Here is a 25,066-nt window from a genome sequence, read left to right on the forward strand (position 1 = left end):
TCATGCCAAGGACGAACATCAGAGACCAAGCACTTTTATATCATATTACTGATCTAGATAATCTAGAGTCGATTTTGGCTAGTGGATTGAGACCAAGGAGCTCTTTGACCGAGTTTTCTGATGTTGCCGATCCAGGAATACTACAAAGTCGAGAGGCGTTTAAATTAGAGCAAAAAGTACCGTTTCATTTTTTTGCTAACAACCCTTTTGATCGATGTGTTCAAAAATCTTCTCCTGAAAAAGAGTTTATTTTTCTAACGGTCCGACGAACGTTGGCACAGGGCCGGAACTGGTCAGTAATTCCTCGACATCCTTTGGCCGCTGGTGAATTTACAGTGCTTGAATACAATCAAGGCATTGAGAGTATTGACTGGGATAAAATGGATGAAAGAGACTATGACGATCAGGAGTCAAAGTTGACGTGTATGGCAGAATGCCTGGCACCTTCCACTGTTGAACCTAATTTATTGCTTAGTATTTTTGTTCGAATTGAGTCTGTTAAAAATCGCGTATTACGTTTATGTCGTATATATAGTGTTAACCCACATGTCAATGTTCGGCCGCAAATGTTTGTAAATGGAGATTAAGTGAGTTACCAAGAAAGCCTAAACCCTGAGAAGGCGCTGATTTGGCGAATAGTCCATCGTGATAACATAGAGTGGATTTTAGATAATGGTCTTCATGCTGGCAATAGTTCAGTATGCGCAGATAATTGGGTGAACATTGGTAACCCAGAACTGATATCGAAGCGCTCTACGCATCCGGTGCCGATCGGCCCTGGCGGGGTATTACATGACTACGTACCCTTCTACTTTACACCTTTCTCTCCGATGTTGAAGAATATCCAAAGTGGCTGGGGTGGAGTTAAAAAGCGAGATAACAGTGAGATTGTAATTCTTGTATCTAGTCTAAGAAACATAGATAAGCAGGGTATACCGTTTGTTTTTACAGATAGCCATGCATACTACATGTGGTCAAGCTTTTATGATGACCTTTCAGAATTAGACAAAATAGACTGGGAAATAATACAGAAAAGAGATTTTAAACGAGATGCAGATGATCCTGCTAAGTTTGAGCGTTATCAGGCAGAAGCTTTAATCCACAAGCATGTGCCAGTCGAAGCTCTTGTTGGAATGGCGTGCTTTTCGGATGATGTTAAGCAATACTTAGAGCAATTAATTCAAAAGTCTGGGCATAGCTCACAAGTTGTAACACGGCCGGGGTGGTATTTTTCATGATTCATTATACAACAGGCAACCTTTTAGACGCAGACGTAGATGCGTTGGTGAATACAGTAAACACGGTTGGCGTAATGGGCAAAGGTATTGCCCTAATGTTCAAAGAACGTTTCCCGTTAAACATGGGATTGTATGCGAAAGCATGTAAGTCAGAACAGGTTGAAACCGGGAAGGTATTTGTTACAGCAACCAATGAGCTAGTTGGTCCAAAATGGATTGTTAATTTCCCTACAAAGAAACATTGGCGTTCTTCATCTAAGATGGAGTGGGTTGTAGAAGGTTTGCAAGATTTGAAGAGGTGGATCGAGAATAATAATGTCAAGTCTATTGCTATTCCTCCATTAGGTGCAGGTAATGGTGGACTTAGTTGGGTTGATGTAAAGCCCAAAATAGAGGAAGCTCTAGGTTCCCTTGATGACGTCGATGTTTTTGTTTATGAACCAACTCAGAAATACCAGAATGTAACAAAGAAAAAAGGAGTTGATACACTTACTCCGGCCCGAGCGATAGTTGCAGAGCTTGTTCGGCGTTATTGGATTCTTGGGATGGAGTGCAGCCTATTAGAAATCCAAAAACTAGCATGGTTATTGGCAAAAGAGCTGGATAAAGATGGGAAAAAAGACATCTTAAAATTGCGGTTTATACCTCATAATTACGGCCCCTATGCAAATAACTTAATGCATTTACTCAATGCTCTTGACGGTAGCTATCTTGGTTCTGATAAAAGAATACCCGATAGCGATCCTCTTGATGTTATCCATTTTAATGATGATAAAAAAGATCAGTTATTAAGTTACTTGAAGACGGAGGCAAAGGAGTATTTACCAGCATTGGAAAATACAGCAAAACTCATTGATGGCTTTGAGTCACCTTATGGAATGGAGCTCCTAGCAACTGTGGATTGGCTGATTACTGAGGAGTCTTGTGAAGGGACTTTGGAATCGATTAAGGAGGGCATTGGAAACTGGAAAGGTGGTTCTAAATGGGCATCTCGAAAGTTAACTTTGTTCCAAGACGCTCATTTAAAAATTGCAATAGATAGGCTAATCACGCATTAACTGGGTTTTATGCTTGAATCATTAGAATTTGCTATAGAGAGGCAGCCTTGTGCAGCCTCTCTTATGTGCTGACTCCACCAGCTCATCATATCACGGCGCTGTTCAAGGTAGTCGGTACACTTGGTTATTTTGTACGGTAATTCAGGTTAGATTTCTCCAAAGTAACACCAGAAGTAACATCTTAAAACTCGATTTTTATAATCTTTATTTTAATCAAAAAGATAGATTAGATAGTCGAGTCCAGTAGCGGCACCAAATTCGTTCTTCATGAACAAACAAAAAAGCCCACCTAGCGTGGGCTTTTTTGTGCCTGTAATTCCTTGTGTTATCTCGTTCTTTATGAACAATCAAAAAAGTCCACTGAATGTGGGCTTTGATGTAGATCTTGTCGTCTTCTAAGCTAAGCTCGAATGATCATTTGCTCGCGCTCAGGACCTACCGATACCATCACGATTGGCACACCCATCAGCTCTTCGATACGAGTAACGTAATCTTGTGCTGCTTGAGGAAGGCTCTCAAACGTGCGGCAACCCGTGATGTCTTCATCCCAGCCAGCCATATCTTCATATACGGGCTTTAGCTCAGCCGTTTGTGGCCAAATCGGGTTCTCTGTGTGCTCTCCTGAGTAAGCAGTACAGATCTTAAGCTCAGACAAACCAGACAGGCAATCAATCTTAGTCAGTGCGATTTCCGTTGCAGCTTGCAGGTCAACACCGTTGCGAGTTGCCACTGCATCAAAGTAACCCATATCACGTGGTCGACCCGTAGTTGCGCCGTATTCGTTAGAGCTTTCGCGGAAGCTGTCTTGTTCTTCCATTGCAGTTACTAGCGTGCCAGTACCAACAGACGAGCTGAATGATTTAGCAACAGCGATAACACGTTCAGGACGAAGTGCAGGTAAACCGCTACCAATGCCAGCATAAGCTGCGGTTACATTCGAAGATGTTGTCCAAGGGTATTCACCGTAGACAAGGTCGCGACCTGCGCCTAACTGAGCTTCAAACAGTAGGTTTGCGTCTTGTGATTGCAGCGCTTTAAGCGGCTCAGTTACGTTGCAGATGAACGGGCGCCACGCTTTAGTTACTTCAAGTAGCCATTCTGTCATTTCAGAAGCAGTCTGGGAGAAGTCACATTGAGGGTAGAGCGCTTTAAGCTGAGGCATCTTCCAATCAAGTAGGAATTGAATACGCTGCTCTAAAATTTCAGGTTGATTCAGCCAACCGACAAGAATGCCTTTCTTCATTACACGATCGCCGTACGCTGGTGCAATGCCTTGACGTGTAGAGCCGTAAGCGCCATCGCCCAAACGCTCTTCTTCAAGCGTATCTTCAAGAGCATGTAAAGGGAGACACAGTGTCGCACGATCTGAGATCGCCATTTTCACTTTGATGCCAGCCTCTTGAACTTCTGCAATCTCTTCAGTTAGCGCAGCAGGGCTGATCACCATGCCAGGGCCAAGAACCGCCGTACAATTAGGATTAAAAATACCACTAGGTAGTTGGTGCAGTTTGAATGTACCGAAGTCATTTACCACAGTATGACCTGCATTGTTTCCGCCTTGGAAACGAATGCTAGCAGAAGCTTGGTCTGCTAAAAAATCGACGATGCGGCCTTTGCCTTCATCACCCCAGTTTGCGCCCACAACAACGATAGATGGCATAATTTTTCTCCTAACTGATTGAGGAATCATGTTAGGCCTACAAGGTGGATAAGAGAAATTAATTATCTTTATTATCTTGATAAGGATTTCATATATCCTTAAAGTCTTAAGCTACAAACGAGATTCCCTATCACGTTCGTTCCTCACTGTAGGGAATGACGATGGGGCATTCTTTACTTTTAGGGAATGATATTAGTGACACGAGAGAGAGGACATGATGCTCGATATTAATTTGTTGAAGACGTTTGTGACGCTTGCGGAGTACAAGCATTTTGGGAAAGCGGCCAATGCACTGCACATGACACAACCCAATGTGAGTTTGCACCTAAAACAACTGGAACAACAAACACGCATAAAGTTGATAGAGAGAAGCCCTTTTCAATTGACTCAAGCGGGTGAACGGCTATTGGAAACAAGCCAAAGAACGCTACTCGAACTGCAGATTTGTCAGGCCGATCTCAATGCCATTAACGACCTTAAAATAGGGACGTTAACCATTGCCGTAAGTGACATCATTTCTCGATTTTTGCTAATTCGTCCGTTCCAGAAGTTCAAAGCGCAGTATCCCGGTATTGACCTTACGCTCTTGAATACCACGTCATCTCAGGCATCGAATTTAGTTAAAAATGCTCAAGCGGATATTGGTTTTGTTATCGCCAAAGAGCAGCACAACGAGTCTTTGTATTTCACTAAGCTGCAAGAGCTTTCTTGGTGTGCGCTTGGCGATGGGTTTGATATCCGAGACTCTGATGCAGAGCTCACTTTGATTCTACTAGGTCATGATACGAGAACGCGTGACTTTATTGATGAAGGTTTACCAAGCCTTAATCTACCTAATTATAGGGTGATGGAAGTAGGGAGTGTCGATGCTCAAATCGACTGGGCAGAAGCGGGATTTGGTGTGGCTATTGTCCCGGAGTTTGCGGTATCAACCAAGCAGCACCTGCATTCGAAAGTGACACCATTGACCAACTTCTCGAGCACCAGTCTTGGTTATATTGTTCGGCAGAACCAAGTCTTGTCGAAAGCAACCAAGCAGCTGTTAGGTTGGGTGAATGATGAGATTATTTCATTGCAAAACAAATAAATACAATCATTGAGTTTGACTCAATCAGCCCACCTCGAGTGGGCTTTTTTGTCCCTGGAAAGCCTCGTTTTTACTGAATCAATAATCTTTGGAACAAACTAGCGCTCACCATCAACTATTCGTCCCGAAAATCAGAGTTTCAAAATTCATCGTTGACAAAGTTTGACAATCAAACTAAATTTCAAATTATTACTTTGATTATCAAATTACTTGTCAATCAAAGGGCTTTTATTTGCAACGATCATCTAACCACAAACACAAGCTAAGGACGCCATTTTGAGTTTTCCAACACGTCACCAACACAACTTTTCTTCACATAACAGTCAAGGTGAGAAACGCACGTTCTATGTCCTGTTATTGACCGTCGTTACCATGGTTGTCGAAATTGTTGCAGGTACTATTTACGGCTCGATGGCATTGCTTGCCGATGGTTGGCACATGGGGACGCACGCCGCAGCGTTTGGTATCACCTTATTTGCATACCGTTATGCGAAGAAACATGCCGAGAGCGAACGTTTCTCTTTCGGTACTGGCAAAGTCAGCGTGTTAGGGGGCTACACCAGCGCGATTGCATTGGGGATTGTGGCATTGTTGATGCTGGTGGAATCAGTACATCGTTTGTTTAACCCACAAGCGATTCAGTTCAATGAAGCGATCATCGTTGCTTGTATTGGTTTAACTGTGAATGTGGTGAGTATGTTTTTACTTGGCGATCACCATCATGATCACGGACACGAGCATGGCCACAATCATAGTAAGAATCACGGTCATTCACATAGCCATGAGCACGACAGCGACCATGGTCATAAACATGGCGAGCATCACGGACACCATCATGATCACAACCTACGCGCAGCCTACATGCATGTGTTGGCGGATACTCTAACTTCGCTGCTTGCGATTGTTGCGCTGCTATTTGGTAAGTTTTACGGTTGGAACTGGTTAGATGCAGCAATGGGAATGGTTGGCGCATTCGTGATTGCTAAGTGGACGATGAACCTTATGAAACAAACCAGCCCAATCCTGCTGGATGAGAATATCGACCAAGATTATCGTGACTCAGTGACCAAAACCTTAACGCCTTATGCGTCGGTCACCGATTTCCATATGTGGAAGGTGAGTGGGCATCACTATTCAGCAGCGATTACTCTTGAATCAAACAGTGATAAAACCGTCTCTGAATATAAACAAATGCTCGCCAAGTTTGATAAGATTAATCATCTTACTCTTGAAGTGCATTCAAACGACCATGCGAAATATAGAACAGCTTAACCAAATACTGACTGAGTTCTACGATAAAATGTCTTCGTGGGAGCAGTCTGTTGTCAAAGAGACGGGTTATTCCCTGGCTCAAGTACACACCATTGAAGTACTTGGTATGCATGGTGCGTTAAGAATGAAAGAGCTCGCTGAAAAGTTGGGTATTACCACGGGTACACTTACTGTTCAAATAGAAAAGTTGGTTAAAGCTGAATTGATTGAGCGCCATGAACACCCAACAGATCGTCGTGCGATTGTGGTTGCCTTGACGGATGAAGGGCAGAAGATACACGTTCACCACAATCAGCTTCACTTGAATTTGGTTAATGAGCTGACGCAAGATATCGAAGAAGACGAGAAAGCGGTGTTATTGAAGTGCCTAACCAAGATGGTAAAAGCGTTTTAGCCACCCTTGAATTCGCACCTAACTCTTTAGCTGCAAAGCGATTGACTAGAAAATCAAAAGATGGACCTGACTCGAATTGAGTAGGTCCATTTTTTTCGCCGTTTACGCTCTACTGTACAATCATCAATAGACGGATTCACTGTTTAAAAACCAAGTCAAAACCTCCAATATTGCGCTTCGTTCGTGCTCTTCTGGAGAGCCAAAAAAGTGTCATTTCTAACCCTAAGGTCAATAATTGCCCAAAGCTTTTTAATTCAAAGCCTTACATAGCAAGGTGTTCAAGCCTTTACGCTCCGTCAAATAGCTGTCTCTCACTTTTATCATTCAACTAATGTACATGTAATAAATTTGTGTTATTGATGAATTTAAGTTTAGTTGGCTGTTTCATTTGCTGTTTAAATGCAATTAAGAACGTCATAGCTAGTGGACTTAGAAGCCACAGTTTTAGACGCTCATTATCGATATAAAAACCATAACAATAATCAGGTCGCGCAAGTTGGATATCCATTCTTTGATGCGATTTATTTGGATACTCATAGTTAATTTAGTAAAGACGAGCCACGTATATGAACATAAAGAAAAAGCTCTATTCGTTGGGGATGTTCTCCATCTTCGGCATGATTTCACTGCTGTTTACCACATCGCAATTTGCAGACACCACCGCTCAAATGAGTGAAGCCAAACAAATTACCAAAGAACTTGAAGTGCGCTTGCTCAACCTTCGCCGTAACGAGAAAGATTTCTTGCTGCGTAGCGATATGAAATACCTCGACAAGTTCGACGTAAACTACAACAAATTCTTAGCGTCTGAATCCGAACTAGATACAGTGCTCAGTGATTTAGGCTTAGCCAACAGCACACACCTACGTGAAGACATCGAAACTTACCACACCAGCTTTGTTAACCTAGTTAAAGCGAGCGAAGTCTATGGGCTATCACGTGACAAAGGTATGCTAGGCGAGTTTCATGTTTTGCTCGATAACATCAGCGCGACAGCCAGTGCGGAACAAAAAATCGAGCTTTACCTGTTCAATGACTTAATTGAGAAGGGGGAGTTTGACCCGAGTGTTCTTTCTATAACTTCAAATATGAGTAGCTCAGCTGCTTTGATAGACGCTGCTCGCCAAGTGGTTGAGCAAAAGCGAGTGATTGGCTTGAAGCACAACGAAGGTCTGCTTGGGCAAGCTCGCTCGGGTTCTCATGCTATCGAAACTCAATTTAAAGAGTTCTCGGCGGTGCTAGACCAACAAACGCAGCAAGAGATGGACAAGCTATCGCTGATCAACAACATCCTTTGCGTCACGCTACTCGTGTCGATCATTCTGTTCAGCTGGTTAATCGTCCGTTCTATCATTGGTAAAATTGAGTCACTGCTTTCGGTGATTCGTAACATCGTTGATTCTAACGACGTGTCTATTCGTTCGCACCTAGATGGTAAAGACGAACTCAGCACGCTAGGCCAATACTTCAACCAACTGTTGGATCAACTGGAAGGGCTTATCGCTGCCTCTCAATCTAAATCACTGCAACTGACACAAAGCACATCGAACATGCATGATGAGCTAGAGTCAGTAATCAAACAGTTTGAAGTTCAAGCAAATCACACATCTACAATGACAACGTCAGTTCAAGAGATGGTACTCACCATTGGCGAGATCTCTGAAAGCACATCGGTTGCCGCTGAAGGTGTACATCAAGCGAAAGTGAATGCCGATAAAGGCCGTGAAGTGGTGGTTGAAACCATCAGCAACATCACCCAGTTGTCTGAACGTCTTTCAAGCAGCCAAGATTCGATCAGTTCACTGAACCATCATGTTGACCAGATCGGCGATGCAGTAAACATCATCCAAGGCATTGCAGAACAAACTAACCTATTGGCATTGAACGCAGCAATTGAAGCAGCACGTGCGGGTGAACAAGGTCGTGGCTTTGCGGTAGTTGCCGATGAAGTACGCGCACTAGCAAGCAGAACGCATCAATCGACCACAGAGATAACTTCCGTGGTGAGTGCAATTCAAAGCCAGATGCAGGCGTCGATGACAGAGATTGGCGAGTGTAATCAACAAGGTCAACTAACGCTGAAAGATTCGGAAGAGCTGGATGCGAGCTTGCAACTTATCTTGAGCGACATGGAAAGCATCCAAGGTAATTCAGAACGTATTGCTTCAGCGATTGAAGAGCAGGGCGCAGTAATGGCGCAAGTGAGTGACTCAATTACTGAGCTGAACACTATCTCGAACGACAATAACGCTTCGGCGCAGCATTGCTTAGTTGAAGTGGACAAGGTAGCAGAGCAAGCGAACGATATGGACCAAGCGGTCGCGCAGTTCAAGACTTCATAAACAACATAGAACTTACTAAAACAAAAGGCGTGGATCATCTACGCCTTTTTTGTGCCTGAAATTCAAATAGATAAATGACGAGAATAAAAAAACGGCCCGATCTGGGGGAAGATCTGGGCCGTTATATTACGTATTAAAGGGGGGACTACTTATTTCGGCCTTCCAGCACATCCAGTGCCAGTTCAACCGCTTTATCAATATTGTCGCATCCCGCTAACTTACCTGAGCTGATAGGACCAAGCACATTAGCGTATAACGAGAGCTGCTTGTTAAATGGCAGGCTCAACTGCTCATATAAACGCTGGCGAATCTCGGCATGTTGCTCAGGAGCGTGAGCAGCAAGGCTTTTCAAAGTGTCATAAACAAGAGTGGTGGTAGTGTTCATTCGTCTCTTTATCTTTGAGTGGGGGATTTCTATTTTAATATCATTTGGGTACAAGTTGCTGTGATATATGTCATACAATAAGTCAAATAAACTTAGGGTGAGCATTTTGGTCTTAACTGACAAGTGAGAAATCATCAATGATTTTTAACGCACCTGAAAAATCATTGTTTATGTTGAAAGAATGTTGAAATGCAATGACTTCACAACCACTAGCTAAACCAGCCTGAAGTCCTGGAGCCGAGTCTTCAAAGATAATGGTTTTACTTGCGGTTACATTTAATCTAGATAGCGCCAACAAATAAGCTTCCGGATCTGGCTTGTGCATTGAAACATGCTCTTTAGCGATGACAAGATCAAACAAGTGCTCAAGTTTACAAGCTTCCAGTATTTGGTTAGCCATCCACTGTTGCGCAGAAGTTACAACCGCACATCGCTTCCCAGAAGATTTTAGTTGCTGTAGGAGGCCAACGACACCTTTATTGATAGATAATCTTTGTGAAAGGAGTAATTGATAATGTTCCTTAAATTTATCGTTAAACTCTTGTCTCTCTGGTTCGATTTCTCCAACTTTGAAAAAATACTGAACGACATTTTCCCATTTCATACCCATTACATTTTGATAAATACGGTGGTCAACGATGGAACCATAGTCTTTACAGGTCAGCGCTAATGCTTGGCCTTTGAGCGGCTCGGAGTTTACTAATGTTCCATCCATATCAAAGATAAAGGCGTCGTAATAAAGTTTTATTGGTTCCATTTCAATACGTTAACTCAGGATTAATTCGTTAATGGTGGGTAGCATTCAATAATCTCGACGCCATCGTCTGTTTCTATCGTGATATTTTCAATGCCAGCCGGGCAGAAAAATTTATCGTACTTATTGAGTACTAAAATTTCTTCGTCTAATTTAATCGTACAACTGCCAGCAGCAATAACACCGACATAAAAGTCGTTCTCAGATTTGGTGATGCTGCTAATGACTTTTGTGCGACAAACTCGATATCTGTCGGTTGTTTTGTCATCAATGAGAGACTCTTTTACCGATCCGTCAGCATAAGCTGTTAATAGTTGAGGTGTCTTTTTGTTCTGAGTTGCCACAGCTTCAACCGACTTCTCTGAATAGTCAAAAACATCAAGGCAAAAGTCCAAATCTCGCTTCATGTAGCGAGCTTCTTCAGGAAGTGTATAACCAGCTCGTTCAAACTCAAATCGAACAGCCCAGTCCGATGGTTCCATTATCTCAATCATTAGAATGCCTTCGCCAATCGCGTGAGGCATTCCTCCTGGAATAAAGTAACACTCACCAGGAGATACTTTGATTTTTTCGAAGCAAGTTTTCAGTCGGTTAATGTCTTGTTCAACAATGATCTCTTTCAACGTTTCTTTAGTCGGAGGCGTCTGAAATCCGAGATAAATATAAGGATCATCAATCTCCTCACGAACTTGTAAAATATAGTAGGCTTCAGCCTTGCCTGAATTTGAATCTAGGTGCTTTTGGGCAAACTCTCTGGTTGGGTGTGCTTGGAAATGTAAGCGAATTGAAGAGTCTAGAAACTTAATCAAAACCATAGGGTTAGGACCGAATCTACTGAAGTGCTCTTTACCTAAAAAATACTCAGGATCTAGATCTAATAATTCGGCGAAATCGAGTGAGTGATCGCCGATAATCGCAGTTGATTGACCTTCACTGATTGTTTCTCGACCTGGGTTAACGGCTTTAGTGACCGATGCAATCCAGTCTTCAGGAAAATGAGAGTCGACCGGAACGCTTTCGTTATTAATTTGGTCTAAAACCTTACCACCACTGTAAGAGCGCCAAACGCGGTTCTGACCAAATCGAATCAACTTATTTTTGTATTCCATGCCTAGCCCTTTAAGTTCAGTGTTTTTGTTAAGTTATGTAAAGTTTGCATTGCACCAACCTCTTGAATACATTCGAAAAGGTCGACTATCTTATTTACGAATTCGGCATCTGCAAGAAGGCTAGATTCAAAAATACCATCAATGCTTAATAAAGAAATGACAGCTTCACGAGGCGTTTTACTTTCTTGTTTGATTTGCTTGAACACGCCAGCCATTGGATCATGAACCTCGATAGCATCGCCGTTGTCATCCATGCCAATCACATAAGCCATCCACCCTGCAATGCCCAACTCTAACCAAGTTGTTTGAACAGCATTTTCACGGTTATATTTGAGAGATTCACAAAATCGTGGTGGTAATTTCTGACTTCCGTCCATTGCTATCTGAGAGGTAAGGTGTTTTAAATTTGGGTTAGAGAAACGTTCAATCAGCGAATCTGCGTAAGCTGCAATGTCAGTTTCCTTTGGTAACGACAATGAAGGCGTTTGCTCATTCATCATGAAGTCTAGAATCACCTTCTTAAAATATGGGTCTGAAATCGCTTCTGACACATACTTATAACCACTCAAGTATCCCAAGTACGCAAGAAGTGAGTGACTACCATTTAGCATGCGTAGCTTCATCTCTTCAAAAGGTATGACATCATCGACAAATTGCGCGCCCACTTCATCCCAATTTGGTCGACCAATTACAAACTTATCTTCTATTACCCATTGTCGAAAAGGTTCACAAGCGATGGCACATGGATCCGAGTAGCCGATAGCTGTTTCTATATAAGATAAGCTTTCTTTATTCGCCGCTGGAACAATACGGTCTACCATAGTGTTTGGGAATGTGACATTAGCCTCTATCCAAGAATACAACTCCAAGTCGACCAATTTTGCAAAACTAAGAATAGCCGACTTCGCTACTTCTCCATTGTTTTGAATATTGTCGCAAGACAATACGGTGAACGCGTTAATATTCCTTTCTTTTCTGAGTCTTAAACCTTCAACGATATAACCGATGGCGGACACTGGACGAGAAGGTGAGTCGAGATCGAGCTGGATGAGACGATTGTTAACATCAAGAGAGCCAGTACTTGGTTCAATGCAATAGCCTTTTTCTGTGATAGTCATTGAGACTATACGAACGTTTGGATTCGCAATTTTTTCGATGATAGTCGACTGACCGTCTAGATCTGGATGTAAGGATTGAGTGATTGCCTTTGATATTTTTATTTGTTCGCTTGTCGCACCTCTCTCCAAAACAGTGTAGCAATGACCTTGCTCTCTTAACTGCTGAATAAGCGATTGTGAACCAAATAAGTTAATGGAACAGATCGTCCAGTTAGACTTTTTATTGTCTAACAATTCGCTTGTATATAAAGCTTGATGAGCTCGATGAAAAGCCCCTAAGCCAATGTGAACAATTCTCTGTTCTTCTTTTAAGTATTGATTTAAAACATTTTTATTCATACTTCCGCACTCTCACTCCAATTTTTAAAATCAGACGGCTATAAAAATTACCATTAGAGAGTAACATTCATTTGTATTATTTAAACGGCATATCATCAGAGATTTATTTTTTTGTGAGAAGTGTCAACCAATTGGTAGACCAATTTTGACAGCCAATATCTAGGGGCGATATAAAAGAAAGCGAAAGGTGTTTAGTTTTTAAATATCACGGTTAGGGATCATTATGAATATCGATATACTTATAGTTATAGGCTACTTCGTTTTCCTCCTCGGAGTAGGTTGGATGTTTCGATCAGCAACGTCATCGACAAGTGATTACTTTAGGGGGGGAGGCAAAATGTTGTGGTGGATGGTTGGGTCCACAGCATTTCTTCAAGCACTGAGTGCTATGACGTTTACTGGCGTAATGGGAAAAGCTCTTGATGTTGGCTTATCCATCTCTGTTATCTTTTTTGCGAATGCTCTTGGTTACTTTTGTAACTACTTATTCTTTGCTGCAAGAGCTCGACAGATGCGAGTTATCAGTCCAATCCAAGGCATTCGCAAACGTTTTGGTCCTGTTAGCGAGCAAGTTGTAACGTGGGCGACGGTACCGTCGAGTGTACTTCAGGCTGCGCTATGGCTGAATGCATTAGCGATCTTTGCAAGTGCGGTATTTAATATCCCAATTGAAACAACGATAGTTGCTGCGGGTATGGTTGTACTTCTTATGTCTCTGGTCGGCGGAAGTTGGGCTGTAGTTGCATCAGACTTTATACAGATGATCATCATTACTGTTGTTACCTTCATAGCGACAATCGTAGCGATATACAAATCTGGTGGTGTAGCACCAATCCTAGAAGCGGGTTTGCCTGATCAAGGGTTTGTTGGAGAAGGGTATAGCTATACCTACTTATTTGTTGGCTGGTTTATCTGTATTTTCATCAAACAGTTCTTCAGTACAAACAATATGATTGATTCTTACCGCTATATTGCAGCAAAAGATACTAATAATGCACGTAAAGCTGCAATCCTAGCGTGTTGTCTAATGGCGTTTGGACCTTTCATTTGGTTCCTTCCTGCTTGGTATGTAAGCGGAAATTACCCAGATATGTCTACATGGGGCCTCGATGTTCTAGGCAAAGATATTTCTAATGCCACTTATTTTGTCTTCGTTCGTAACGAGATGCCCGTTGGGATGGTTGGCTTGATGATGTCAGCTATGTTTGCTGCAACCATGTCGTCAATGGACTCTGCATTAAATAGAAATGCCGGCATATTCATTAAAAACGTTTATGAACCTTACATGGCAAAAGACAAATCAGATAAATCGATCTTGTTTGCAAGTAAAGTTTCTACCGTGGTATTCGGCTTGTTGATTATTGTTTGTGGCTTGTTCATGAGCAAACTGCAAGATTTTGGTCTATTTGATGCACTTATGATGGTGAGTACGCTTGTCGCGTTCCCTGTGCTTATTCCGTCACTGCTTTGTTTCTTTATCAAGAAGACTCCAGATTGGTCATGTTGGGCAACCATTGCCGTAGGCGCTTGTGTTTCAGCCGTTATTGCTTCAACAAATGCACCAATGATCGAAAGCCTGTTTAATTTATCTGAACCATTGTCTAGTCGTGAATTCGCTGAAATGAAATCGATAACCATGGGCGTAACAGGGCACATTATTATCACAGGTGGTTTCTTCTTGCTGACTCAACTTTTCTATAAAGAGCCAACAGGTAAGCGTGCTGAAGAAATCGCAGAGTTCTTTAGTAATGCAGAAACTCCAGTAATTGTAGAAGATTCGCCTCAAAGCTTCGAAGCTGATAGACAACAGTACATTTTACTTGGTCGAGTGTTATTGGCGACAAGTGCAGCGCTTCTCCTATTAACGCTGATACCAAACCCTATGTGGGGAAGAATGTTATTTGTATTAATGGCAGCGATTGTCGGGTTTATATCTTGGCTATTACTACGAGCTGGTAAGTTAAATGATGTAAAACTAAAAGCTTACACTGTCTAATTAAATAAAATATCAGATGAAGCCTTAATAAGGCTTCATCAAAAAAATTAATAATAGGTAATAACTTATGAAGCAAACTTGGCGATGGTATGGTCCAAATGATATTGTAACGCTTAATGATATTCGTCAGGCTGGGGCAACAGGAATCGTAACGGCATTACATCATATTAAGAATGGTGAAATATGGTCTAAAGAAGAAATACTAAAACGTAAAAAGTTAATAGAAGAAAATTCACTTACATGGGAAGTTGTCGAAAGTATCCCTGTTCATGAAGAGATCAAGACTCAAACTGGAAATTTCATTCAATGGATAGAGCACTATAAGCAATCTATTATCAATTTATCTGAATGCGGAGTTGATACAGTTTGCTATAACTTTATGCCAGTTCTTGATTGGACGAGAACAGATTTAGAGTATGTACTCCCAGATGGCTCAAAAGCATTAAGGTTTGACCATATTGACTTTGCTGTTTTTGAGCTATGCATACTAGAACGAGAAGGTGCACATGAAGAGTATTCAAAAGAAGACATTGCACTTGCTCGAACTCGTTTTTCTAACATGCCTGATGACAAAATTGCACAGCTAACATCGAATATCATCGCTGGTCTACCAGGTGCGGAAGAAGGCTATACTCTTCAGCAGTTTAGAGAGCAACTGGATCAGTACCAACACATTGACGGCAATAAGTTACGTGAAAATTTAGTTTACTTCCTAAACGAAATTACCCCAGTGTGTGAAGAGTACGGCGTGAAGTTGGCCATTCACCCTGATGATCCACCACGCCCAATTCTTGGTTTACCGCGAGTGGTATCTACGATTGAAGATATCGAATTCTTGACGCATCGTGTACCGAGCAAAATGAACGGTATTACTATGTGTACCGGGTCTTATGGCGTGCGAGACGATAACGATCTTGTGAAGATGATTGAAACTTTTGGTGATCGAATTTATTTCACGCATCTGCGTTCAACAAAGCGCGAAGAAGAACCCGGCAACTTCCATGAAGCAGCTCATCTCAATGGTGATGTTGATATGTATGAAGTGATATTTGCACTTCTTAAAGAAGAAAATCGTCGTACTAATAATGGACAAAGTGATTTAATTCCAATGCGGCCTGATCATGGTCACCAAATTATTGACGACTTAAATAAAAAAACAAACCCAGGGTATTCTTGCATAGGCCGTTTAAAAGGCTTAGCTGAGATTCGTGGTGTCGAGTATGCATTGACTCGGTCTCATTTTAATTAATGTGTTTTCAATTCGATATTGGGTTTTTAAATTAAGCTAACCCAGGGATATTATCGGATTAGCTTATTTAGTGTCAGTGAAAATATTGATAATCAATAAGGGAAGTCGTTACTGTTACTTCCCTTTATTTATAGGTGATGATATGTCGGTTCAACAAAAATTTGGCGGTGAACTTTCGGATGAGGAATTTAGAAAATTCACCCTATATACAACACAAAGTAATAATAAACATGATGACGAGTCGAGAGCTCAAATCTTAGGCTTCACCAACAATAATGTTCGAGTTGCTCCAGGAGCTATCGTTCGCATTGGTGAAAACCAAATCGGAACACGAAGTTATATAGGCCTATACAGCTACATTAATGGTGATGTGGAGGTTGGTGAAGACGTTTTGGTAGGGCCACATGTTTCTGTCGTTGCGTCTAATCATTTATTTGACCCGACTTCAGAGAGCTTTAGTGGTCGTAGTGATTTGGAAAGCGGAAAGGTCACAATCGCAAAGGGTGTTTGGTTGACATCTGGTGTTGTTGTCACTCCAGGAGTGAGCATCGGTAAATGTTCATTGATTTGTGCTAATTCGGTAGTGACATCCGATGTGCCCCCATATTCGATTTTTGCAGGGACCCCAGCGAAGCAAATTGGTCATATTGATGCAGAGACAGGGCAATATCATTGGTCGAAATAGAGGAGTAACACATGCTACAACTAGAAAGAACGCATGATTTCCAAATTTTTTTGTCGCCTTGTAACGAAATTTCCTCAGTCAATCCCCCAAGTTTCAATTGGCCTCAAGGAGAGTATGGTTCTGCATATAACATCGAACTTGAAGACAAAGACGGTGAGCAAAAATGGGATTGGAAATCGGTGCAGTCTCCTTTACAACCGACATTTCAGTTACCTCAAGGTAGCTATCGCTGGAGAGTGACTTGCCTCAATACTCTAGCAAAATCTGATTGGATTGTTTTTGAAATCACGACGGAGTCAGAAAACTACTTGGCACCGGACGCTATGTCACTATTCTCACTGTGTACTAATAAAGACCAGTTTATGATGTATCTCGATGAAGATATTGACGCAGTCAGCAATGCTTCATTAAGTGCAAGAGACAAGTTACGCAATAGTGTTGAACTAACTGATATAGATGACATTTTATATTCTAATCATTATCGCCGTGGTAATGAAGAAGGGAAGCGTACAGCTATCGCTAACGTAAGACGTTGGATTGATCGCGATCTTATCGCACTAACATTACTATATAAGGTGTGGGGTGATGAGGTGGCAGGACATAAGGCATGCCAAATTTTATTGCGCTTATCCGAGTGGAGCCCTGAAGGCCCGGCGTCACTGTTAAGGCCTTGTACGTGGGGAGATGAAATTGGCCTGTCAATGACGCGAAATTTGTATCTTGCCTATCATTGGTTGTCTCCATTGCTGACGACCGACGAGTGTTCATTCGTCAGGCCGCTCTTAATTCGATATGCCTATCAAATGGAAGAGCGCTTAGAGCAAGATAAGTTTAAACAGTACCCGGGACATTCACATACATCGCGTTTGCCTGCTTACTTAGGCGTTGCTGCCCTTGTGTTACACAAAGAGTTTGAACTTAAAACTTGTGAGCGTTGGCTTAATTACGCCTTAATGATTTACCGAGGTGTGTTGCCTTTCTATGGCGGAAAAGATGGCAGTTGGGTTGAGGGGCCTTTTTATTCTTCTTCCTATACCAAGTGGCACCATCCGTTTTTCTTGTCGGTTGAGCGTTTAAGTGGCTTTTCTTTCTATAATCACCCGTTTTATAAGAATTACGTTAAGTTTGCTTTGGACTTTGTGGCGAATAACGATCGAATTCATCCCTTTGGTGATGGCTTCTGGTGCAAGAGAGAAGGTAAAGAGTGGCCTGGTTTCTTTGCGCAAAATCCACTCAGAATATATGCACCACGGTATGGTTGTACGAAGTCGATATTAGAGTCCAAGAAGTTAGAGTCCAATATTGAGACTTACAAGCTCCATTTATTAGATATAGTACCGACGTATCCGCAGTTACAATTTGAAAAATCGGGTCAACATTCAACCGTTTCTAATACGTTAATGACTTCAAATGAGGCGTTTGTTTCTGACGAGACTGCTCTGTGTGTGAGCCCTGCGTCGAACAACATTTACTATTCATACGCAGGGTTAGGTAAAACTGCCCATAGTAAAATGTCGGTGTACTACCGAGCAAGTAAGTTTGGTAATAGTTCTCATCGCCATGCTGATCAAGGGAATGTTGCACTAGTCGATGATGGCGTTAATGTTCTTACTCCGAGTGGCAGTTATGGCTATAGGTTTGGTAGCAAACATCATAGTTTATGGACTCGAACTACGCAGGCGCATAATTTACCCTTATTTGGTGGTGTCAATTTAGACGATAGCGTTACCAACGCGACTGAAGGTCAGAAGATAGATTGCGCAACAGCTCAAGCAACAGTAATCACTCGAATTGATAGCAATGAGTTTCAATGTGTCGTTCTAGATCTCGCGAATGCTTATGAGAGTTGTGAGTCGTTTGTGCGAACAATAATACAAGTTGCAGATAACGGGGTCGTTATTGTCGACAACATTAGGCTATCTGAACCCAAATCGATGCAATGGCGAGCCCATACCCCGCTCGAAGTTGTTATTAAGGGGGGGAGTGTTGATTTGTACCATGAACAAGAAACTTATTATCTTGGAATGATGAGTGATCCTTCTTGTGTAGTTAAGTTAACAAGTGAAATTGATGACGGTGATGGTTTCAAAGGGAATGTTGAATCTGACGCTCAGAAAGATATTAAACATCTAGAATGGTTCATAGAAGAACAGCAGCAACATCAAGTGGTTATGAGTTGCTTAAAACAACCAATAGATTACGTGTTAACTGACGAAAATACTTTGATACTTGCCCATGCGGGCCAGTCTTTTAAGCTCAATGTAGAAACTGGTGAGGAGATCACTCCGTAAAAATCAGGTGACATAAGTATTTTATGTCACCAATTTTCTAAAGATTGTCTTTTGATGTCGCGATAGCGGGAATGGAGTTAAACAGATAACCATCAAAATTAGGGTCGGTAAAATCAGAAAGCTCTAAAAGCCTAATCTTCACATGTTCTAGATGTTGCCACATCGCTTGCTTGGCTTCGATTGGGTTCTTGCGTCTCATTGCTAGCAAAATAGCAGCATGATCATCTAGCCACTCTTTCCTATAGTCTTGGATCTCGATATGTGTATGCAGTATCTTCCACATAGGGCTAGACTCACGACGTTCCCACGATTCCTTTAGAATATCGACCAGCACAGAATTCTGTGTCGCTTCGGCAATACACTGATGGAACATTCTGTCACCAACCGGATTTTGGACATTGTTTTCAATTTCGCGGCGCTCAATTTCTAGAGCTTCACGCATTTTTTCGATATCAGCAGGGGTTGCTTGTGTTGCAGCAAACTCAGCAATACTGCTTTCCAATAACTGTCTTGCTTGAAGCATTTCAAAAGGACCTACATCTTCATTTTGTGCCACTGTTGATGTAGTCGGTAAGTTAACGATGTACACTCCCGAGCCTTTCTTTACTTCAACGAGTCCCTCAAGTTCCAGCATGATGATTGCTTCTCTAACCACAGCTCTGCTCACGGATAGACGCTCAGCAATATCTCGCTCGGGCGGTAAACGACTTCCAATCGGGTAAAGACCATCAGATAGTTCTTTTCTCAAGATAAGACCGAGGGTTTGATAAGGGCGTTTGGGTTCGAAGTTGATCATGGAAATGCAGTGTACCTTTGGATCTGTGGTTTGAATTGAAAGTTTTCGCTAACTCGAAAGTCATTTTAAACGCTTATAAATGTCAATTCGAGTAAAAACCTAACTAATCCAACTCTAATTGTATCAAAGCGTAACGGTTCGTTGTGGTCACTTTTATGTACATGAACAAAAGGTTATCAACTTCGATATTAAACTTTCAAAAGCCATACAAGGAACGCGCTCATAGTTTTGAAGTGAGATTAAGCGTATTTCGTATAATCTTGAGTTTTTGATCAATAGCACAAGCCGTGAATAACCGCTATGTTCAATAGAGTTATATCACCTAACAAGTTGATATTGATAATAAACAACGGTGCTTGTAAAAATACAGATATAAACTTCAAGCCTAATCTGATTGAGAGTAAAAGGAACAACATGCACTACGACGTATTCAACGGAGACGCAGATGGCATAATCGCGTTGTTACAGCTGCGATTAAGTGAGCCAAGAGAGAGCGTGCTCATTACTGGTGTTAAGCGTGATATTAAGTTGGTCTCTCAAGTTGTTACTCAAACTATGGAGCCGGGTAAGCAAGGTGATGTTTCTTCCGTTACCGTTTTAGATGTATCGATGGAGAAAAACCTGCCTGCACTGCACTCACTGCTAGACGCAAACATCAATGTATTTTATTGCGATCACCACCGAACAGGGGATGTCCCAACTTCTAGTCATTTAGATACTCTGATTGATACCGCGCCAGAGAGCTGCACGAGCTTGCTGATTAACCAGAAGCTGAATGGTGCGTATGTGGCTTGGGCAATCGCAGCTGCCTTTGGCGACAATCTAAAAACGGTGGCGGCGCGGCTAGCGGATGAAAATGGATTCGCTCAATCTCAAAAAGAGTTTCTAGAAGAGCTAGGTACCTTGATTAACTACAACGGTTACGGTTCGTCACTCAGTGATTTGCATTTCACGCCAGCTGAGCTCTACGAAACCCTTTATCAATACCCGAACCCGTTTGATCTTTTGGATGATAAAGACTCGGTGTTTTATCGACTGCGGGCTGCTTATCAAAATGATTGCCAGCAGTTATCAAACCTTGCTCCTGTTTATGAAAGTGAAGTCGCACGTGTGTTTGAACTACCAGGCGAGACTTGGGCAAGGCGCATCAGTGGCGTATTTGGTAATGAAATCGTTAATCAAGATCCAAACCGAGCGCAAGCAGTATTAACGAAAAACCAAGACGGCGAGTCTTACACGGTGAGCTTACGTGCGCCATTATCAAATAGAACGGGTGCAGACGAAATTTGCTCAAGTTTTGCGACTGGCGGAGGAAGAAAAGCAGCGGCTGGAATTAATCAACTTAATGAACTTGATAAGGTGAATTTTATTTCACTATTGGATGCATATTATTCATCTGGCACTGACGGTTAACTGAAAAACTCCCGACGTATACATTCAAAATCCTACAAATTCTTGCTCCTATATTCCGTTATACGTGTGTATTGCTAGCACATGTATGATGGCTATATCCAGGCTGTTTTAGTGATATCACTCGCAATGGTATCTGGTCTTAGGTCAGTAATTACGGCGTATTTGGGGTGATTTTTGCCGATTTAAAGTTTATTTTTTCCTATCGGTGATTTTTTATATTTTTGGTTAATTATCTTAGTGAATTAAGGTTGATTAAGTATTTTCATGGTCAATGTATTCGACCGAAAATAACAGTTTTTAGCATTTCAATTTGAATAAAAAGTCAAAGTCATATTGATTCTGATATTCAATCTGTGACTTAAAATCACAAGTTAAATCAAAGGTCATCTTTTCCTAAAAATTCCATTACTTTTCTATAAATATTCATGATTACAATGAATTGGTTCGGTTGTGATTGGCACAGCTGTTAAGTAAGGAAGTGGGACTAATGTTGAAACGTAAAGCTCTACAATTAGCAGTATCGCTCGGCATGGCGGCAATGTCTGGCGCTGTTTATGCGAATGGTTCAGATATGACGAATCCAGACTCTGGCGTGGTGGTTGGCTATTGGCATAACTGGTGTGACGGTGGCGGCTACCAAGGTGGTAATGCGCCATGTGTGACGCTGGATGAAGTGAACCCAATGTACAACATCGTGAATGTGTCATTCATGAAGGTCTACGATGTGGCTGATGGTCGAATCCCAACTTTTAAACTGGACCCAACCATTGGGCTTTCAGAAGAACAATTTATTGACCAAATCTCGGAACTCAACAAGCAAGGTCGCTCTGTGCTGTTGGCTTTAGGTGGTGCGGATGCACACGTAGAGCTAGAAACCGGTGATGAAAGAGCCTTTGCTGATGAGATAATCCGCCTTACTGAGCGTTACGGTTTCGATGGCCTAGATATCGACCTTGAACAAGCAGCCGTAACCGCAGCAAACAATCAAACCGTGATTCCTGATGCTCTTAAGTTGGTAAAAGACCACTACCGCACTGAAGGTAAAAACTTCCTTATTACTATGGCGCCTGAGTTCCCGTATCTCACGACAGGCGGTAAGTACGTTCCTTATATCGATAATCTAGAAGGCTATTACGACTGGATTAACCCACAATTTTACAACCAAGGTGGCGATGGTATCTGGGTTGAAGGCGTGGGTTGGATTGCTCAAAACAACGATGCGTTAAAAGAAGAATTCATCTACTACATTTCTGATTCGCTTATCAACGGAACGCGTGGCTTCCACAAAATCCCACATGACAAGCTCGTGTTTGGTATTCCTTCAAGTATCGATGCTGCAGCGACAGGTTTTGTGCAAGAGCCACAAGATTTATACGACGCATTTGATAGCCTAACGGCGCAAGGCCAACCGCTACGTGGTGTAATGACTTGGTCTATTAACTGGGACATGGGCACCAACAAAAACGGCCAACAATACAACGAGCAGTTTATTAAAGACTACGGCCCGTTTGTACACGGTCAAGTAACGCCACCACCAGTAGAGGGTGAGCCTGTTCTTAAAGGTGTCGAAAATACGCGTGTTCTTCACGGAACAACGTTTGATCCTATGGATGGCGTAACGGCAACAGACAAAGAAGACGGCGATCTAACGTCATCAATCGATGTTGAAGGATACGTCGAAACGGCGGTTATCGGCACTTATGTACTGACTTACCGTGTTAAAGATAGCGATAACAATGAAACAACCAAAGCAAGAACGGTAGAGGTTTACAGCCAGAAGCCAGTATTTAATGGCGTATCTGACACAACAGTTGTGTTGGGTACTGCATTTGATGCTATGGCAGGCGTGACGGCGAATGATGCTGAAGATGGCGACCTGACAAGCACTATTACACACACTGGCAGTGTCGATGTAAATGAAATCGGCAACTACACACTTGTGTATAGCGTGACAGACAGCGCGAACCAAACCGTAACCGTTGACCGTAAAGTGTCTGTAACTGATGGTTCTAACTGTGCTGCTGCATGGGATGCCGACACCGTTTATGTTGAAGGTGACCAAGTATCTCATGACGGTTCAACGTGGGGAGCAGGTTGGTACACTCGCGGCGAAGAGCCAGGAACAACAGGTGAGTGGGGCGTTTGGAGAAAAGTTTCAGACTCTTCATGTGGTGGTAACCCAGATCCGGGCGATGACTTAGAGCTTGCAGTTTCAGGACTTCAATCAGAATATGCGCCAGATAACGGTAATGTTCGTTTAGATCTGACACTGACATCAAATGAAGCATTGGATGTTACCGCTATGGTGATCAACAGTGCAGGTACTGTGGTTGAGCAAACTAAGGTTAATGTAACGGACAGCCGCGCTATTACCATCGACTTATACGATGTAGCGGAAGGGCAATATGCACTTGAAGTGGTCGGTAAAGCATCTGACGGTGAAATGGTGATGGTAAACGATTCGTTCGCTGTTAAAGACGGTGGCGGAACAACACCTCCTCCAGGTGATTACCCTCCATATGAAGCGGGCACCAACTACGCAGCGGGTGACATTGTGGTCGGCAGCGATAATGGCTTGTACGAATGTAAGCCTTGGCCATACACGGCATGGTGTGCAAGCGCGTCTTACGCTCCAGCAGATAGCCAATACTGGCAAGATGCTTGGACAAAGCTGTAGTCTGATAGCTCAACGCTAGCAATATAAAGTAGACGATCAAAGAGAGGCCATTGTGCCTCTCTTTTTTATGTTTAAACAGTTCTGACTTAGAGCTTTAAAACCCACTTAACCTTAAACTCTGCTCTGCATATTGCTCTAGATCAAAATAGGAGTGATTATCAATTGTATTACATGTTAAGAAATAGCACTATGCGCACATTGAATTTTATATATTGTTAATATTTGCATAATGAATCTTGCTCAAGTCGACCTCAACCTACTCGTTATTCTTAAACACCTTCTTGAAGAGAAGCACGTTTCCAACACGGCATTGGCGCTGGATATGAGCCAACCTACGGTGAGCCGATCTCTGCAAAAACTGCGTACCGTTTTCAATGATGATCTATTGGTGCGAGCGGCTTATGGCTATGAGTTAACGCCAAAAGCAGAAGCCATTAAACAAGATCTCAATTCGGTACTGACACGTTTAGAAAAGCTGGTACATGGCGATGTATTCGAACCGCAAAGCAGTGACAGTACGGTTCGCTTCTTTGGTTTAGTGCCTAATGTCGCGCACTTGCTGCCCAAGGTAGTTGCGGAGATACGTCAACAAGCGCCAAACATGACTGTTGATATCGACTCGATTCCTAAACGACACTTTGAGCCTCTGTTATCCGGTGATGCGCACTTTGTGTTGTCGACCCACGAGCCGTTAAGTTCAGAGCAAAATTTGTATCGAATGTTCGTGATTAGCCGCGATTACCGTTTGCTGATGAGTAAAAAACATCCTTTGGCGGACAAAGAGATCACGGTTGATGACTTGTTGAATAGCCAACTTGGTCAAATCTCACTGCAAGGGGATAAGAAGCTCTCGATCGAAAGTCGATTTAAAGATCTTGGCTTGATTGATAAGCAGCGCCAGCTGTCCATTCCAATTCAGCTTTCCAATTTTAACGTCGCGCCGGATATGGCAGAAGCAACCGACATCATCTTTCATTTACCGACACCTTTTGCTCAACAAGCCGCTACGCAAAGAGATCTTGTTTGTAAACGCGTGCCTAAAGCGTTGCGCCACCCATCAGAAGACGTCTACTTATACTGGCATAAGCGCTTTCATAACGACCCGATGTGTCGCTGGGTTCGCAATATATTCAAAGAGCTTTATACATAATCCATCTGCAGGGTGAATGAAAATTACGAATACCTATCGAGTTGGATATAGAT

The 25,066-nt window shown here is 42.3% G+C and carries 20 protein-coding genes; 14 read left to right on the forward strand and 6 right to left on the reverse strand.

Going from position 1 to position 25,066, the window contains the following annotated elements:
* The first annotated feature begins 2 nt into the window (after positions 1-2).
* From A6D97_RS00720 to A6D97_RS00730, 3 genes are read left to right on the forward strand one after another with little or no spacing between them, the layout of a single operon-like run.
* Positions 3-587 carry a DarT ssDNA thymidine ADP-ribosyltransferase family protein gene (locus tag A6D97_RS00720; protein ID WP_065583612.1) on the forward strand — a complete coding sequence of 195 codons (585 nt, stop codon included), beginning with the start codon at positions 3-5 and terminating at the stop codon, positions 585-587.
* Positions 588-1,238 (forward strand): DUF4433 domain-containing protein, encoded by a 651-nt coding sequence (locus A6D97_RS00725; RefSeq protein ID WP_065583613.1) that lies wholly within the window; start codon positions 588-590, stop codon positions 1,236-1,238.
* On the forward strand, positions 1,235-2,296 hold the full coding sequence (locus A6D97_RS00730) for a macro domain-containing protein (protein WP_065583614.1): 1,062 nt from the start codon (positions 1,235-1,237) through the stop codon (positions 2,294-2,296). The genes A6D97_RS00725 and A6D97_RS00730 overlap by 4 nt, the downstream gene beginning before the upstream one ends.
* A 400-nt stretch (positions 2,297-2,696) precedes the next feature.
* On the opposite strand, the gene A6D97_RS00735 is transcribed toward A6D97_RS00730, so the two are convergent.
* On the reverse strand, positions 2,697-3,956 hold the full coding sequence (locus A6D97_RS00735; protein WP_017059182.1) for an adenylosuccinate synthase: 1,260 nt from the start codon (positions 3,954-3,956) through the stop codon (positions 2,697-2,699).
* A gap of 214 nt (positions 3,957-4,170) precedes the next feature.
* Between A6D97_RS00735 and A6D97_RS00740 the strand changes: the two genes are divergently transcribed.
* The 4 genes from A6D97_RS00740 (at position 4,171) to A6D97_RS00760 (ending at position 9,051) form a co-directional block, all read left to right on the forward strand.
* On the forward strand, positions 4,171-5,043 hold the full coding sequence (locus A6D97_RS00740; protein ID WP_017059183.1) for a LysR family transcriptional regulator: 873 nt from the start codon (positions 4,171-4,173) through the stop codon (positions 5,041-5,043).
* A 276-nt stretch (positions 5,044-5,319) separates the two neighbouring features.
* On the forward strand, positions 5,320-6,315 hold the full coding sequence (gene dmeF, locus A6D97_RS00745; RefSeq protein WP_017059184.1) for a CDF family Co(II)/Ni(II) efflux transporter DmeF: 996 nt from the start codon (positions 5,320-5,322) through the stop codon (positions 6,313-6,315).
* Entirely contained in the window at positions 6,293-6,709 is a 417-nt protein-coding gene (locus tag A6D97_RS00750) for a MarR family transcriptional regulator (RefSeq protein WP_017059185.1), read from the forward strand. Before dmeF ends, A6D97_RS00750 begins: the two co-directional genes overlap by 23 nt.
* A 617-nt stretch (positions 6,710-7,326) precedes the next feature.
* On the forward strand, positions 7,327-9,051 hold the full coding sequence (locus A6D97_RS00760; protein WP_065583656.1) for a methyl-accepting chemotaxis protein: 1,725 nt from the start codon (positions 7,327-7,329) through the stop codon (positions 9,049-9,051).
* A 145-nt stretch (positions 9,052-9,196) separates the two neighbouring features.
* On the opposite strand, the gene A6D97_RS00765 is transcribed toward A6D97_RS00760, so the two are convergent.
* The 4 genes from A6D97_RS00765 to A6D97_RS00780 all read right to left on the reverse strand — a co-directional run bounded on the left by A6D97_RS00765 (position 9,197) and on the right by A6D97_RS00780 (position 12,756).
* Positions 9,197-9,436 (reverse strand): PAS factor family protein, encoded by a 240-nt coding sequence (locus A6D97_RS00765; RefSeq protein ID WP_004733935.1) that lies wholly within the window; start codon positions 9,434-9,436, stop codon positions 9,197-9,199.
* Between the two features lie 112 nt (positions 9,437-9,548).
* Positions 9,549-10,193, reverse strand: coding sequence for an HAD family phosphatase (locus A6D97_RS00770; protein WP_065583616.1), 645 nt, complete (start codon positions 10,191-10,193; stop codon positions 9,549-9,551).
* Between the two features lie 20 nt (positions 10,194-10,213).
* Complete coding sequence (locus tag A6D97_RS00775) at positions 10,214-11,299, reverse strand: class I mannose-6-phosphate isomerase (RefSeq protein ID WP_065583617.1); 1,086 nt, start codon at positions 11,297-11,299, stop codon at positions 10,214-10,216.
* A 2-nt stretch (positions 11,300-11,301) separates the two neighbouring features.
* Positions 11,302-12,756 (reverse strand): fructuronate reductase, encoded by a 1,455-nt coding sequence (locus tag A6D97_RS00780; protein ID WP_065583618.1) that lies wholly within the window; start codon positions 12,754-12,756, stop codon positions 11,302-11,304.
* Between the two features lie 223 nt (positions 12,757-12,979).
* On the opposite strand from A6D97_RS00780, the gene A6D97_RS00785 reads away from it, so the two are divergent.
* The 4 genes from A6D97_RS00785 (at position 12,980) to A6D97_RS00800 (ending at position 18,977) form a co-directional block, all read left to right on the forward strand.
* Positions 12,980-14,752, forward strand: a complete 1,773-nt coding sequence (locus A6D97_RS00785) for a transporter (RefSeq protein WP_065583619.1) — start codon at positions 12,980-12,982, stop codon at positions 14,750-14,752.
* Positions 14,753-14,819: 67 nt separating this feature from the next.
* Positions 14,820-16,001, forward strand: coding sequence for a mannonate dehydratase (gene uxuA / locus A6D97_RS00790; RefSeq protein ID WP_065583620.1), 1,182 nt, complete (start codon positions 14,820-14,822; stop codon positions 15,999-16,001).
* Between the two features lie 142 nt (positions 16,002-16,143).
* Positions 16,144-16,686, forward strand: coding sequence for an acyltransferase (locus A6D97_RS00795; protein ID WP_065101257.1), 543 nt, complete (start codon positions 16,144-16,146; stop codon positions 16,684-16,686).
* A gap of 11 nt (positions 16,687-16,697) precedes the next feature.
* The gene (locus A6D97_RS00800) at positions 16,698-18,977 is read left to right on the forward strand and encodes a heparinase II/III family protein (protein ID WP_065583621.1); all 2,280 of its coding nucleotides are present in this window, start codon (positions 16,698-16,700) and stop codon (positions 18,975-18,977) included.
* A gap of 37 nt (positions 18,978-19,014) precedes the next feature.
* Here A6D97_RS00800 and A6D97_RS00805 read toward each other — a convergent pair whose 3' ends face one another.
* Positions 19,015-19,773, reverse strand: coding sequence for an FCD domain-containing protein (locus A6D97_RS00805; RefSeq protein ID WP_083190198.1), 759 nt, complete (start codon positions 19,771-19,773; stop codon positions 19,015-19,017).
* 414 nt (positions 19,774-20,187) lie between these two features.
* Between A6D97_RS00805 and A6D97_RS00810 the strand changes: the two genes are divergently transcribed.
* The 3 genes from A6D97_RS00810 to A6D97_RS00820 all read left to right on the forward strand — a co-directional run bounded on the left by A6D97_RS00810 (position 20,188) and on the right by A6D97_RS00820 (position 25,013).
* Entirely contained in the window at positions 20,188-21,186 is a 999-nt protein-coding gene (locus A6D97_RS00810) for an acetyltransferase (protein WP_065583623.1), read from the forward strand.
* Between the two features lie 487 nt (positions 21,187-21,673).
* Positions 21,674-23,863, forward strand: a complete 2,190-nt coding sequence (locus A6D97_RS00815) for an immunoglobulin-like domain-containing protein (protein WP_065583624.1) — start codon at positions 21,674-21,676, stop codon at positions 23,861-23,863.
* Between the two features lie 229 nt (positions 23,864-24,092).
* The gene (locus A6D97_RS00820) at positions 24,093-25,013 is read left to right on the forward strand and encodes a LysR family transcriptional regulator (protein WP_017059189.1); all 921 of its coding nucleotides are present in this window, start codon (positions 24,093-24,095) and stop codon (positions 25,011-25,013) included.
* The last annotated feature ends 53 nt before the right edge of the window (positions 25,014-25,066 follow it).

The organism is Vibrio sp. ZF57, assembly GCF_001691235.1.
In the GTDB taxonomy this organism is placed as follows: Bacteria; Pseudomonadota; Gammaproteobacteria; order Enterobacterales; family Vibrionaceae; genus Vibrio; species Vibrio crassostreae_C.

Excerpts from the sequence above, each read along its gene's own strand:
- A6D97_RS00810 (WP_065583623.1), top strand. The coding sequence starts at position 20,188 with ATGCACTACGACGTATTCAACGGAGACGCAGATGGCATAATCGCGTTG.
- A6D97_RS00785 (WP_065583619.1), top strand. The coding sequence starts at position 12,980 with ATGAATATCGATATACTTATAGTTATAGGCTACTTCGTTTTCCTCCTC.
- A6D97_RS00765 (WP_004733935.1), bottom strand. The coding sequence starts at position 9,436 with ATGAACACTACCACCACTCTTGTTTATGACACTTTGAAAAGCCTTGCT.
- A6D97_RS00805 (WP_083190198.1), bottom strand. The coding sequence starts at position 19,773 with ATGATCAACTTCGAACCCAAACGCCCTTATCAAACCCTCGGTCTTATC.
- A6D97_RS00820 (WP_017059189.1), top strand. The coding sequence starts at position 24,093 with ATGAATCTTGCTCAAGTCGACCTCAACCTACTCGTTATTCTTAAACAC.
- A6D97_RS00735 (WP_017059182.1), bottom strand. The coding sequence starts at position 3,956 with ATGCCATCTATCGTTGTTGTGGGCGCAAACTGGGGTGATGAAGGCAAA.
- A6D97_RS00800 (WP_065583621.1), top strand. The coding sequence starts at position 16,698 with ATGCTACAACTAGAAAGAACGCATGATTTCCAAATTTTTTTGTCGCCT.
- A6D97_RS00720 (WP_065583612.1), top strand. The coding sequence starts at position 3 with ATGCCAAGGACGAACATCAGAGACCAAGCACTTTTATATCATATTACT.
- A6D97_RS00775 (WP_065583617.1), bottom strand. The coding sequence starts at position 11,299 with ATGGAATACAAAAATAAGTTGATTCGATTTGGTCAGAACCGCGTTTGG.
- A6D97_RS00740 (WP_017059183.1), top strand. The coding sequence starts at position 4,171 with ATGATGCTCGATATTAATTTGTTGAAGACGTTTGTGACGCTTGCGGAG.
- A6D97_RS00770 (WP_065583616.1), bottom strand. The coding sequence starts at position 10,193 with ATGGAACCAATAAAACTTTATTACGACGCCTTTATCTTTGATATGGAT.
- A6D97_RS00760 (WP_065583656.1), top strand. The coding sequence starts at position 7,327 with ATGATTTCACTGCTGTTTACCACATCGCAATTTGCAGACACCACCGCT.
- A6D97_RS00815 (WP_065583624.1), top strand. The coding sequence starts at position 21,674 with ATGTTGAAACGTAAAGCTCTACAATTAGCAGTATCGCTCGGCATGGCG.
- uxuA (WP_065583620.1), top strand. The coding sequence starts at position 14,820 with ATGAAGCAAACTTGGCGATGGTATGGTCCAAATGATATTGTAACGCTT.
- A6D97_RS00780 (WP_065583618.1), bottom strand. The coding sequence starts at position 12,756 with ATGAATAAAAATGTTTTAAATCAATACTTAAAAGAAGAACAGAGAATT.
- A6D97_RS00750 (WP_017059185.1), top strand. The coding sequence starts at position 6,293 with ATGCGAAATATAGAACAGCTTAACCAAATACTGACTGAGTTCTACGAT.
- A6D97_RS00795 (WP_065101257.1), top strand. The coding sequence starts at position 16,144 with ATGTCGGTTCAACAAAAATTTGGCGGTGAACTTTCGGATGAGGAATTT.
- A6D97_RS00730 (WP_065583614.1), top strand. The coding sequence starts at position 1,235 with ATGATTCATTATACAACAGGCAACCTTTTAGACGCAGACGTAGATGCG.